We start from the raw sequence: 12,599 nt of genomic DNA on the forward strand, positions 1-12,599 counted from the left end.
TACTTAATATGTTCAATAACAGCCGGTTCCTGATATTGGTGCCCGCCTTCCTTTCGGTTCACAGTGTGATGAGGGATCCATCCAGGTAACGCCGTGCAACGGTCCTGCTTGCTTCCACGAATGCGTTCCCCATTTCCCGCACTTCAACAGTGTGGCCATGGGTTGCGAACCAGCCCACAAGCAGGAGCCTGCGTGTCATGATCAGCGCGGGGATACAGCGCAGATCCGCCTCGGTCAGGGGGCGATGCGCGGCGTAGGCATTCAGCCACCGGCCCGCACAGGCGGATATATCCATTTCCGCCTCACGGAAGGACAGGAAACCGGCCAGTTCATACATCTGCCAGGTATCGGCACAGTCATCAAAATCAATGACATGCAGCACCCGCCTGCACATGATCAGGTTGGCGGCGCGCATATCGCAATGCGTCAGGCCAAAATGCGCGCCCTGGCCGCCATATTGCCTGAGATCGGCGCGAAGCCGCTGTTCCGCGATGGACAGGAGATCGTACAGGCTGTCATCAATGGCGCGGTTCGCCCCCCAGTACCCCCAGAAGCCCCGCGGCCCGATGGCGTAGTCGATATCCATTTCCATGCGGGTAAAACCGGGGGGGCGCCGCCATTGCGCGGCCTGTTCATGCATGCGGGCGGCAATCGCCTGCAGGTTATTTTCATCCGGGTTCTCCCCGTGCAGAAACTCGAAGAGTACGGCAAACTGTTCCTCGCCCCCGTTCCCGCATGCCAGGCGCGCAACACGTTCGCCCCCGCGTGTGCGCATGATGTCGGCCACTCTTGCCGCACCGCTTTCCTTGAGCGCCACCATCCATTCCAGCTCACTCTCGATCTGCCCGATGGAACGATAGCCGGGCCGGTGCAGTCGCATGATGCGGCATCGCCCGGTACGCGGTTCGCGAACGAGGTAGGTCGCGTTTTCAGAAAGCGTGACAAGCCGGGCCGAGGTATCGGGTTCCAGCGCGTAGCAGGCAAGCGCGGCGGCAATCCGCTCATGCCATGGCACCCCGTGCGTGATGGCACTTCGTGTCCACAGGTCGGTCATCACACCCTGCCCCCCGCATGCGCCATGGCAGGATCGGTCGCCATGACCGCGGCCTCCAGGCGGTCAAGGATTGCCTCCCCGGTGGCCTGATCCAGCAGAAGGCCCGGTTTGAACTGCAGGACACGCGGGTCCAGCGTGGAAAAGATGGCCCATACCCCACGTTCGAACAGCGCATGCATCACACGTACTGCGCCATCGGGCGCATGGAATTCGAGACCGATCACCAGACCGGCCTGACGTATGCCGGTCAGCCACTGCGGGTGGCGCTGCTGGATCCGCGCCAGGCCATTGTGGAAAAAAGCGATATTGCGGGCAATGCAGTCACGCGTTTCGACACGCCGGGTCATTTCAATGACCCTGAGCGCCACGAAACACCCGAGTTCCGACCCGCCGAAGGTGGACATATGGGCAAATCCATCCTGCTCGAGCCAGCCGCTGCTGCGCGCATCCATGACCAGCGCGGCAACAGGATAGAGCCCGCCACCCAGACCTTTCGCGGTGACAAGGATATCCGGCGTGAGCGCATGCCTGTCGATTGCCCAGAAACAGCCGGTCCGCATGAGCCCGGTCTGGACCTCATCCGCGACATACAGGCTGCCATGGCGGGCGCACAGGCTGGCAACGGCTTCAAGATAGCCGGGCTGCGGCATGGGAAAACCATAGGTTGCGGGGATCGTTTCCATGATCACCGCCGCGACATCCCCCCGGGACAGGGCCGCTTCCATCGCGGAGACATCATTGAAGGGGACGGCACGGAATTCATCAGGCCGGTCGGAATGGAACAGCTGGGAAAACCGTGCGTCACCCGTCGCCACGGCCAGGCCCGTATGCCCATGATACGCCTTTCTGACCGATACGATCACCCGCCGCCCCGTCGCGTAGCGGGCCGACTTTATGGCCAGGTCAATGGCCTCGCTCCCCGTGGAAACGAACGCCACATGCCGCATGTTGGCGCCCGTCGTAGCCAGCAGGGCCTGCGCAAGCGCACTGCGGACGGGGGAGGGAAAATGGTGATTCCCGATATCGACATGCTGCACGGCCTCCCGCAATGCCGCAACCAGTTCGGGGTGCCGGTGCCCCAGATTGTATGTTCCACCATTCAGGTGCACATCAATGACCTCACGCCCGTCCAGGTCGTATAACAGGTACCCTTCGCGGCGGCCGATCATGAGCGGCACGCCCGACTGTTCCCAAAAACGCACCTTGTCCGGGTTCCAGAACCGGGCCGCAGCCTGCATTGCGGCAGCCTTGTCGGGATATCCGCAGAGATAATCAAAACTCACGGCAGTTCTCCATGTCTTCCGGCCCGTCCCGACCGGCCATCGGGCCGGGAGTGGACAGTGGCCGGACCACGCCGGTGCGTGCGGGATGACGCGATGGCAGGCAGGCGTGATTGCGCCACGGGTTCTGGCTGAAATGAATGGGGGGCAGGCTTCGCGCCAGCTTCCGTCAGTCGGTATTCCTGATCCGCCAGCCCGAATTCACCCTGCGCACGACATGCACGACCGGACGGACCTCCAGCAGGCACCACTTTCCATTACACTTTGCAAACGTATCGTTGTATTCAGCAAAAACCTCATACCCCGCGATCTGGCCGTCCTTGAGCAGCACGTCCTCCAGCGCCTGAAGGTACCATCTGCCCCTTGCATGCAGACCATCGGCATCGATATGGATGTCGCCATTGGTCAGGATGTGATGGGTCCAGACCAGTTCCCTGCGTACATCTTCGATAAAGGCCGCAATTTCGGCGCGACCCGTATAAGAGCCCGATCCGAAAGTTTTTGAACAATACCAGCCTGTTGTGATTCATCCGTCTTTGCAGAGAGATGGAGTGAATGGTGACATGGACTGGTATTGCCCGGCGCGAGTATAGCCGGGAAAGATTGCGATATCCATCGGACATGACGGACGGGGAGTGGACTTTGATCATGCCATTTGTGCCCCCGGCGAAACGGGGCGGTCGTCCGCGCACGACGGATATGCGCGAGGTGGTCAATGCGATGCTCTACATAGCCTCGGCCGGGTGTGCGTGGCGTCTGCTGCCGAAATGCTTTCCGCCGGTCTCGACCATCAGGCGCTATTTTTACGCCTGGCGTGATGCCGGAGTGTTCGAGGTCATGAATACGGTGCTGGTCATGAGCCTGCGCGAGATCGAGGGACGTGACGCCTCTCCGAGCGCGGGCGTGATTGACAGCCAGTCGGTGAAAACCACGGAAAGCGGCGGGATTTCGGGCTATGACGCGGGGAAGAAGGTCAAGGGCCGCAAGCGCCATATCGTGACGGATACCTGCGGCTTCCTGATCTTTCTCCTCGTTCATGCCGCTGATATCCAGGACCGTGATGGGGCCGTTGATGTTCTGGCAGCGATACGCAGGCGCTTTCCCTGGCTGCGCCACATCTTCGCTGATGGCGGCTATGCTGGCGACAAATTGCGATCCGCGCTCGCCTCCATGGGAAAATGGACCCTCGAAATCATCAGGCGGTCCGATACGGTGAAGGGTTTTCAGATCCTGCCGCGTCGCTGGGTGGTGGAACGGACATTCGCATGGCTGGGACGATGCAGGCGGCTCGCCAAAGATTGGGAACAATCCATTGCTTCCTCAACCGCATGGACATTGATCGCCTCAATCCGAATGCTCACACGACGGACAGCAAGGCATTGTCAGGGTTGAAAAACTTTCGGATCGGGCTCTAAGTACCGTATTCACTGCTGGTATAGACGCCTTCCTCGGCAAAGAGGCTGGCGAACATTGCGGGTTCATACGGATCACAGGCGGTGACGAAAGCCGTCTTTAGGCGCTGGATCGCGGCGAGATCGGTCAGGAAGGCCACCTGTGATCCCAGTGTCATTTCAGTGTCAGACCCAGCAAAGGGGGCAATGGCCATGTCGATGGGACGCATGAAAATCACTCCGGTCAGGTTCACATTACTGGCGGTACGTTTCGCAACACGGAAAACGGACATCAGGCCCGATGGAAGGTGCGGCCCGTGAAAAAGGCGTCGACATTATCAGCCGCAATCGCCAGCAGGCGCTGCAGCGCAGCGGGCGTGTTGTAGCCCTGATGGGGGCTCAGTACGACATTGGGCAGGCTGCGCAGCGGGCTGTCGGGTTCAAGCGGTTCATGGGCGAACACATCCAGCCCGGCGGCCAGCCGACCGGCCTGCAGCCGTGCTTCCAGCGCGCCGGGTTCGATCAGTTCAGCCCGGGCGGTATTGATGATGATGACGCCCGGCCGCAGGCGGTCCAGATGCGCGCCCGACAGGATACCGCGTGTCCGGTCATTGAGGGGCAGATGCAGACTGAGCACATCGGCATGCTCCAGTAGCGTTTCCAGCGGCACGAACCTTATCCCCGGTGGCGCGGTATCCGGCCGGGTCCGTGTCCAGACAAGGACATTCATGCCCACAGCCGCGAACAGCCGCGCCGTTGCCGCCCCGATGCCACCATAGCCCAGAATGCCCGCAACCCGGCCGGCAAGCTGCATTCCGCTTGGAATGATCCATTGCCCCCCGCGCACCAGCCGGTCGCCTTCCACCACCCGCCGCGCAAGCGCCAGCAGCAGGGCAAGGGCATGTTCACTGACGGATGCGTTCCCGTATCCCGGCGTATTCGAAACGGCGACCCCTTTCTGCCGGGCCAGATCGAGATTGACGAAATTCGCGACACCCATTCCGGTAAAGGAGACCAGGCGGAGCGTTGGCACATCGCGCAGCACGCTGTCATCAAGCGTGGAGCCAAGCAGGCAGGCATCGGCGTCATTCATGACTTTCCTCCACTCCCCTTCGCTCTCCGGTGCACCCATATGCACCCGGAAATCATATGTCTGGCACAGGTGTTCCATCAGGCCGTCCGCCTCCAGTGCCTGCAGCACCACGGCATCACAGTCCGGAAACACCAGCTTTCGCTTCACCTGTCCGCCCCGGCCATCTCGACCACGCCAAGGTGGACATCCATTCCGCGCAGGGACAGTGCGGCGAAAAATGGCTCCGGTTCGATGCAGGTTTCCGGTACATGTACGCCGTAGGGCATGGGCACGCCCCGTGCCATCTGGGCGGCAAGGATGGCCGGGGGCACCGCCGTCTTGATAAGTCCGGCAGGCAGGTTCCAGTGCGGCTGCGGGGCGACAATCATGTCCGCCCGGTATTCCATGCTTTCCGCGCCCGCCATTCCCCTTACCGTTACGCGGGTGGCGCTCCACTGTTCTTCCCTGTCGGCCACGTCCTGCGGTGTCTCCATCAGGGCCGCCAGAACGACCGCGCGCAGGTCAACGCGGGTTCCATCGTGCATCGACAGGGTCCTGCGTCGTGCCAGGCCCAGCGTATTCATCATGCTGACGGCATGGTCCACGTCATCGGGAAGCGCTATGCGGAACACGACATTGCGCACCCCCTTATGGGCAAGACTGGCGGAAATGGTCGTAGGTTCGGGATGATTGGTGCAATACGCGGTAACGGTGCCTATCGGCGCGGGAAACGTCTCGCGCCGTCCGGTCCGCGGCGGCAGGTCGACAAGCTGCCCGTCGATAAAGGCGCGGGCCGGTTCGGTATGTTCGTCAAGAATGGCGTCGGCGCTGAAGGGCCAGCGGATCCGGCCGTTACGGTCGGTCAGGTCCCGCATGGCAATGGTGATGTCAACATCCAGCACACGGTCGAGACGGTCCGCGCAGGCCCGCGCCATGACCGAGGTAATACCCGGCGCACTGCCCATTCCCAGCACCGCGGTGCGCCCGGCGGCCACAAAATCATCATGCAGCGCCTGCTGGGCCTGCGTCTCCTCGGGGAATGTGCCCAGATCCACATAATTCCTGCCACACTGCAGGACGGCCCGCATGGCGGGCAGGCACAGGCCCGGGGGGCCGGACATCACGACCGTGTCGCAATCCTTTGCCAGTGCCGCAATGCGGGCTTCATCCGTCAGGTCACACGTTGCGGAAAAAAGGCGCGGGTCATGCCCGAAATGCGCCATCCGCCGCTCCAGCGCCCGTGCTGCGATATCGATGAGCAGGATATCACACGCCGCTTCATACCGGAGCAGGTCGGCAACAATGCCAAGCGCCTGAATGCCCGCACCACCAAGGATCGCAATCTTCATGTCAATCCGCCTTTCAGCCATCTTGACCCCGCATCCCCACGGGCCGCGCACATGCTGGAATCCTGAATATCTCCTCCGTGGGGGAAATGCATTGATGCCTGATGACAATCTGCTGCCCGCAGATGACAGTCACGCCGGCACATGACAGCAGCCTACAGGCGCGACTGCCATTCGGATGGGGACATATCCACCCAGCGCTGGAATGCACGGCAGAACGCCGCGACTTCGGAATAATTCAGGCGATAGGCGACCTGACTGACGTTCAGCCGTCCCTCGCGCAGGTAGGCAAGCGCAAGATCGCGGCGCACCGTATCGAGCACGCGCGAAAACGTCCTGCCTTCGCGCCCGAGACGGCGCTGCAGGGTCCATGCCGGCATTCCCATCTTGTGCGCCACATCCGCCAGTGTCGGCTGCCGCTCGGGCAGGGACCGTTCGATTTCATGGCGGACGGCGTCAATCAGTTCAACGGCTGCGGCTTCCCTGTGCGTAAGATGGGAAAAGTTCTCCCGGATGATCTGCTGCAGCATGGTATTGGCCGTACTGATCCGGGCCACGCGCTCGCCACTGCGGAACACGATTGCATTGACCGGCATGCCAAACCTGACATCCGCGCGCAGCAGATCACGATGCTCCCGCCATGCCGATGGCGCGCCATGCTCGAACCAGATCTGTTCGGGGCTCCAGTCCTGTCCCATCGCATGGCGGAACATGTTCATGAACATGCCAATCGACAGTTCCGCGTCCTGTCGCCGCCCGGCGGAACGGGCAAGCCCGGGCACGGCATATTCCAGCCGCGATAGCGGACCGCCATCGACAATGGCAAGGTGGGTTCCGCTCTGGTGACGGGGAAAGAATTCCGTAAAGGAACGCAGCGCCGCCTCAAGCGTCTGGGCGGATATCCACATATATCCGATCAGCCCCATGCTCTCGGCCGGGAATCCCTGGCCGAACCGCATGCCGACATTGTCATTGCCACTGATCTGCGCGGCATGTGCAAATGCACCGGCATAGGCCTCAAGCGAAATATACGCCGTCGGCCTGTCCAGCATGGCCAGGTCAATACCGCATCGCTCGAGGATATCGTGGCCATCCAGGCCATTTTCAGAAAAAAAGCCCGTAAGCCCGTGCGTTACACTTGCCAGAACCGAGATTGGAGTATTATTCGCCATTATCCGTTCAGCCTCCAGCACGTCTGGATTACCTGTCGTGAATGGAATACCGCCTGTATACGCATACGCACCGTACGCAGCCCACGCCCGTGCGCCCTTCATTTATGAAAAGGGGGCCAACCAGCTTCGGGCAACCGTAATTCGATTCGATTCCGTTATGTAATGCAGGGTATGACCCCGGGTTCCTTCCTGTCAAAAAATCGGATGCCACTTCGCCGGTTTGTGATACTCCGTTGCAGATAAGTCGCAGAAGACCTGCATATGCCACAACAGATCAGGAATTATTGTAAACTGCGGTCCGTTTGACCTGTCACCGGACAGTTATGGGGCGGACAGGCCGGATCGGGTTACCATCCGAACCGGCCTGTCCGCACATCTTACAGCGCTGCGGCATCCGCCACGGCAGAGGTGACATCGCGCGGAAGATGGGCATCACCGATCACGCGAACATCCAGTCCCGCATCGCGCAGGGCGTCCAGCAGTCCGGTTTCACCCACCATGCCCAGCACGGACACCACCGCGTCAATATTGCTGACCGGCAGGCGGCCTTCCCCCAGAACGCCTTCCACAATTGCGGTGCCGCCTTCGTACCGGACAACCCGTGCGCGGTCGATCATCTCAACCCCACGCTGCCCCAGCGAGCGGATCAGGGGATAGGTGGTGGTCAGCCCCTCGCCTTCCCCCGGATGCATGGCGGATGTCACAAGGGTGACCTTGTCCCAGCCAAGGGACAGTTTTTCCGCAATGAGCATGGCCCCGAGCCGCCCCATCTCGTCACGGACCAGAACATGGCCACCCTGCGCGGATACATCGTATGGGCCGTACCGGGTCAGACCGTCTGCCCCCGGCAACGCATCATGATATGGCTGGGAGCCGGTGGCCAGCACCACCATGGCGGGATCAAGGGCCGTTACATTCGCCACATCCGCAGCCTGACCGGTCACGACCTTTACGCCCAGCCGGTCAAGTTCGCGCTTCCACCATTCAATGACCCTGAGGAATTCGGTGCGTGAGGGGGTTGCCGACCAGAGCTGCATCTGCCCCCCCAGTCCGGCGCCAGCTTCCATGAGTGTGGTGTCGTAACCCATGCCAGCCAGCCGCCGGGCCGCTTCCAGCCCGGCCGGACCGCCACCGATCACCACGGCGGCCTGTCCGTCCGCCGCCTGTCGTGTCGCGGCGGCAACCTGCCCGCGCACGTCGGGATTGACCATGCAGGTCAGGGGCCGGTGATCGAGCAGGGCATTGATGCAGACATTCGCCCCGATGCACGGACGCACTTCCGCCGCCCGTCCCGCCAGGCTGAGCGGCAGGATGCGATAATCGGCCACGTTGGCGCGCACCATGCCAACCAGGTCTGCATCGCCATCACGCAGGATCTCCTCGGCGGTATCAATGGTGGTGACACGGCCAACAGTCGCCACCGGGACCGACAGCGCGCCGCGCATGACCCGCGACAGGTGCCGGAACGCCCCGAACGGCGCGGGGGTCGGAGGCCAGTGATCGGCACGTGGCAGCTTCTGGGTATTGTTGCCTGCCGTTACGCTGACATAGTCAATCAGCCCGTCCGCCTCGATCCGCGCGGCACAGGCGGCGGCGGTTTCCGCCGTCAGACCGCCTGCGACCATCTCGTCGGCGGAGATGCGGATGCCCACGATCGCATCCGGCCCCATGGCTTCGCGCACGGCCGCAACCACCTGGCGGGGGAAAAGCGTGCGGCCCTCCACATCCCCGCCAAAACGGTCATCACGCCGGTTCATGGCGGGGGACAGGAAGCTGGCCAGCAGCATGCCATGCGCCATCGTGACTTCCACGCCATCCAGCCCGCCTTCGCGGCAGCGCAGGGCGGCGGAACGGAACAGCGCGATGATACCCTCCAGTTCCTCCGCGTTCGCTGCGCGCGCAATCCGCCATGTGATCTGCGAAAGGGTCCATGAGGCCGAAAGGATTTCCGTGCCCGTTGTCTCCATCGCGCCGACATGGGCCAGCTGCGCCAGCATGAGGCCGCCTTCGTCATGAACGGCCTGCGAAAGCTTCCGGTAACCGGGGATGATGCTGTCATCCGTGTTAACAAGGGTCAGGCCATCGGCCCATACTTCCGACCACAGTACCGGCGTGGCCCCGGTAATCTGCATGCCCAGCCCGGCGCGTGCCCGCTGCCGGTGGTATTCGATATACCGCTCGCCCGGGCGTCCCTCATCCGCAAGGCCGGGCTGGTGGGCGGGCAGATAGACACGCGAGCGCAGGCGTTTGCCCCGCAGCGTGAGCGGCTGGGTTATATTTGGAAATCTCGTCTCTGTACCTGAGGCCATAATGAATAAACTCCATCATTTCCATCGTCGGACTGACGCGGCGCAGGGAATGCCAGTCCAGCAATGCCCGCCATGGTACGAAACCGTTCGCCACGCACATGGTGACGGACCGGTCCATAACCGGGCCTGCACGATTCAACGATAGAAATCTAACCTTATGCAGAGATGATATTCCATATCTTATTTCGTATTTTTAACAATTTTCGCAATACAATCCCGATCTGGATCAATATTTCCTGAACACATCAGGAAAAACATGACAGATTTTCATTCCTGTTAGTACAGCATTACACGGACCATACCAGAAAGTAGGCCATTCCCAGCTTTACAGTCCCATTCTGTATTGGTTTCCTGACCGCGTTCCGGGTTTTCAGTTCATCCGCCTGCTTTCATCATGCCGTCAGGTCCTGGCATCGGCGACCAGCACGTGATGGCGTGCAAAAAAGCGATCAAGGTCATGGGGTTGGGGCGCATGACCTGTAAAGATTTCTATGTAACTGGGAATACGATCCAGGCGGTTGGCAATATCTTCCCTGGTCTGGTTCGAAATATATCCGATCTGCACCAGATAGAGCGCGTGGGCCCGGACATCCGCCGATGTCGCACTGAAGCCGAAGCGGCGGAACATGCCCATCAGCGCTTCAAGCCTGCAAGCATCAGCGGCCTGGACTTCGTTGAAGATATCGGGGGACTGCTGCGCCCAGCTACGCACCGCGAATTCCAGCCGTGCATCAAAAAGCGTTTCATCCAGCCAGCAGTCAAATACATTCAGCGTCGCCTCCACGATCGTTTCGGCATAGGCCTCGGCCTGCTTGACTATGCTTCCCGTATTCTTTTCCCGCCAGCGTGTCACAAGGGCATCAAGAAGCTGCTCCCGGTCCCTGAAGAACCAGTAAAAGCTGGTGCGTGACAGATTCAGCCTGTTGGCAAGCGTCAGGATCTTTACGGCGTCAACACCGCTTTCAAGCAGGGTATCATAGGCGGCATCAATCCAGATTTCGGTCGAACCCCGCTTGTTTCCTTCGGTTGCACCTGCATTCATGCCGCCGCGCCTCTTTCCTTCAACTGCTGAAAATCCCTGGATATTGCAGGGCAATCATACCCGGATCGGGGCACATCACGCGAGCATGGAGGCATCATCCGGCCGGCCGGCCGGCAGCCACCAGCATTCCGCACGGCCTGTTGGCGTGCGGAATGCATGATGGGCATGGATGCCTGTCACAGACACTTCTGTATTGCCGGCAGGGCCTCGAACAGATCGGCCTTCAGCCCGTAATCGGCCACCTTGAAGATGGGCGCATCCGGGTCGCTGTTGATGGCAACAATGACCTTTGAATCCTTCATCCCGGCGAGATGCTGGATCGCACCCGAAATGCCCACGGCGATGTAGAGCTCGGGTGCCACGACCTTGCCGGTCTGCCCGACCTGCCAGTCATTGGGCGCGTAGCCGGAATCCACGGCGGCGCGACTGGCGCCCACCGCCGCCTTCAGCCTGTCGGCCAGGGGAAAGAGAACCTCCTGGAACCTGTCGGCCGAACCCAGCGCCCGACCACCGGACACGATGATCCTGGCCGATGTCAGTTCCGGGCGTTCGGATTCGGACAGCGCATTGGACACGAATACCGAAAGCGGCGGCGAGAGCTCCGGCACGGCCAGTGTCTCGACCGGGGCGCTGCCACCCGTCGTCGCCGGAAGAAAGGCGGAGGAACGGACCGTTATGACCTGGACCGGGTCCGTCGTCTGTATTGTCTGGATGGCATTGCCCGCATAAATGGGGCGCTTGAAGGTATCAGGGCCCAGTACCTCGATAATTTCGGATACCTGCATGACATCAAGGGATGCCGCCACCCGGGGCATGATGTTCTTGCCATTGGACGTGGCGGCCGACAGGATCGTGCGATAGGCCGGGGCAAGCGAGACGATGAATTCCGCCAGCGGTTCAGCCACCGCGTGGGCAAGCCGGTCATCATCCGCGACCAGCACCCTGCTCACGCCAGCCAGTGCCGCCGCTTCGGCCGCAACCGCCGAGACGTCTTTCCCCGCCACGAGGACATGGACATCATCACCAATAGCCGATGCCGCCGTAAGCGCCTTTACCGTCTGTTCGGAAAGGGCCGTATTATCGTGATCTGCCAGAAGAAGAATGGTCATTATGCTATTTCACCCATCTATTAGATGATATCGGTCTCGGCCCTGAGCTTTTCCACCAGTTCAGCAGGAGACCCGACCATGATCCCGGCCTTGCGCGCGGGGGCTTCTTCCGTTGCCAGTACCTTCAGCCGTGGCGCCACGGACACGCCCAGATCCTCCGGCTTCATCTTCTGCACCGGTTTCCTGCGCGCTTTCATGACATTGGGAAGCGAGACATAACGCGGTTCGTTCAGACGCAGGTCGGTCGTGACAACCGCGGGCAGGCTGGTCCTGACTGTCTGGAGGCCGCCATCAACCTCCCGCGTCACGACAGCGCTGTCCCCCTCGATCACGACCCGGGAGGCAAAGGTCGCCTGCCCCCATCCCAGCAGTGCCGCAAGCATCTGCCCGGTCTGGTTGCTGTCATCATCGATCGCCTGCTTGCCTGCAATGATCAGGCCGGGCTGTTCGGTATCCGCAACCGCGCGGAGCAGCTTGGCCACGGCCAGCGGCTCGACACTCTCGTCCGTCTGGACAAGGATGCCACGGTCCGCCCCCATGGCCAGCCCGTTGCGCAGCACGTCCTCCGCCTTTGCGGGACCGATGGAAACCAGAACGATTTCCGACGCGACACCGGCTTCCTTCAGCCGGATCGCTTCCTCAACCGCAATCTCATCAAACGGGTTCAGGGACATCTTGGCATTTTCAAGCGCGACACCGGAGCCGTCGCGTTTGACATGCACCTGCACATTGGCGTCCAGCACCCGCTTGACGGGAACGAGTATCTTCATGACTTTCCTCGCATGATCGGCTGTCCGCCCCGCCCTGCCATACAGGGCATGACC

The 12,599-nt window shown here is 61.3% G+C and carries 12 protein-coding genes; 1 reads left to right on the forward strand and 11 read right to left on the reverse strand.

The window, feature by feature from the left end:
* Positions 1 to 58: 58 nt before the first annotated feature.
* From LDL32_RS11540 to LDL32_RS18055, 3 genes are all read right to left on the reverse strand, one after another.
* Positions 59 to 1,054 carry a phosphotransferase enzyme family protein gene (locus tag LDL32_RS11540; protein WP_233067046.1) on the reverse strand — a complete coding sequence of 332 codons (996 nt, stop codon included), beginning with the start codon at positions 1,052 to 1,054 and terminating at the stop codon, positions 59 to 61.
* Positions 1,054 to 2,337, reverse strand: a complete 1,284-nt coding sequence (locus LDL32_RS11545) for an aminotransferase class III-fold pyridoxal phosphate-dependent enzyme (RefSeq protein WP_233067048.1) — start codon at positions 2,335 to 2,337, stop codon at positions 1,054 to 1,056. The genes LDL32_RS11540 and LDL32_RS11545 overlap by 1 nt, the downstream gene beginning before the upstream one ends.
* 166 nt (positions 2,338 to 2,503) lie before the next feature.
* The gene (locus LDL32_RS18055) at positions 2,504 to 2,860 is read right to left on the reverse strand and encodes a nuclear transport factor 2 family protein (RefSeq protein WP_370636762.1); all 357 of its coding nucleotides are present in this window, start codon (positions 2,858 to 2,860) and stop codon (positions 2,504 to 2,506) included.
* Positions 2,861 to 2,889: 29 nt separating this feature from the next.
* Between LDL32_RS18055 and LDL32_RS11555 the strand changes: the two genes are divergently transcribed.
* On the forward strand, positions 2,890 to 3,726 hold the full coding sequence (locus LDL32_RS11555) for an IS5 family transposase (RefSeq protein ID WP_048856220.1): 837 nt from the start codon (positions 2,890 to 2,892) through the stop codon (positions 3,724 to 3,726).
* Between the two features lie 19 nt (positions 3,727 to 3,745).
* Here the strand turns inward: LDL32_RS11555 and LDL32_RS11560 are convergent, their stop codons facing one another.
* The 8 genes from LDL32_RS11560 to LDL32_RS11595 form a co-directional block, all read right to left on the reverse strand.
* On the reverse strand, positions 3,746 to 3,955 hold the full coding sequence (locus tag LDL32_RS11560; protein ID WP_233067050.1) for a nuclear transport factor 2 family protein: 210 nt from the start codon (positions 3,953 to 3,955) through the stop codon (positions 3,746 to 3,748).
* Positions 3,956 to 4,017: 62 nt separating this feature from the next.
* On the reverse strand, positions 4,018 to 4,965 hold the full coding sequence (locus LDL32_RS11565) for an NAD(P)-dependent oxidoreductase (protein WP_233067051.1): 948 nt from the start codon (positions 4,963 to 4,965) through the stop codon (positions 4,018 to 4,020).
* A complete protein-coding gene (locus tag LDL32_RS11570) occupies positions 4,962 to 6,146 on the reverse strand; it encodes a saccharopine dehydrogenase family protein (protein ID WP_233067052.1) in 1,185 nt (394 codons plus the stop codon). Before LDL32_RS11570 ends, LDL32_RS11565 begins: the two co-directional genes overlap by 4 nt.
* 152 nt (positions 6,147 to 6,298) lie before the next feature.
* Positions 6,299 to 7,315 (reverse strand): AraC family transcriptional regulator, encoded by a 1,017-nt coding sequence (locus LDL32_RS11575; RefSeq protein WP_233067053.1) that lies wholly within the window; start codon positions 7,313 to 7,315, stop codon positions 6,299 to 6,301.
* A gap of 377 nt (positions 7,316 to 7,692) precedes the next feature.
* Positions 7,693 to 9,624, reverse strand: coding sequence for an FAD-dependent oxidoreductase (locus tag LDL32_RS11580; protein ID WP_233067055.1), 1,932 nt, complete (start codon positions 9,622 to 9,624; stop codon positions 7,693 to 7,695).
* 400 nt (positions 9,625 to 10,024) lie between these two features.
* Positions 10,025 to 10,666 (reverse strand): TetR/AcrR family transcriptional regulator, encoded by a 642-nt coding sequence (locus LDL32_RS11585; RefSeq protein WP_233067056.1) that lies wholly within the window; start codon positions 10,664 to 10,666, stop codon positions 10,025 to 10,027.
* Positions 10,667 to 10,842: 176 nt separating this feature from the next.
* Positions 10,843 to 11,775, reverse strand: a complete 933-nt coding sequence (locus tag LDL32_RS11590) for an electron transfer flavoprotein subunit alpha/FixB family protein (RefSeq protein ID WP_233067057.1) — start codon at positions 11,773 to 11,775, stop codon at positions 10,843 to 10,845.
* A gap of 20 nt (positions 11,776 to 11,795) precedes the next feature.
* Entirely contained in the window at positions 11,796 to 12,545 is a 750-nt protein-coding gene (locus tag LDL32_RS11595) for an electron transfer flavoprotein subunit beta/FixA family protein (protein WP_233067059.1), read from the reverse strand.
* Positions 12,546 to 12,599 lie beyond the last annotated feature (54 nt).

Origin of the sequence: Komagataeibacter sp. FNDCF1, from assembly GCF_021295335.1 — a bacterium.
Taxonomy (GTDB): Bacteria; Pseudomonadota; Alphaproteobacteria; order Acetobacterales; family Acetobacteraceae; genus Komagataeibacter.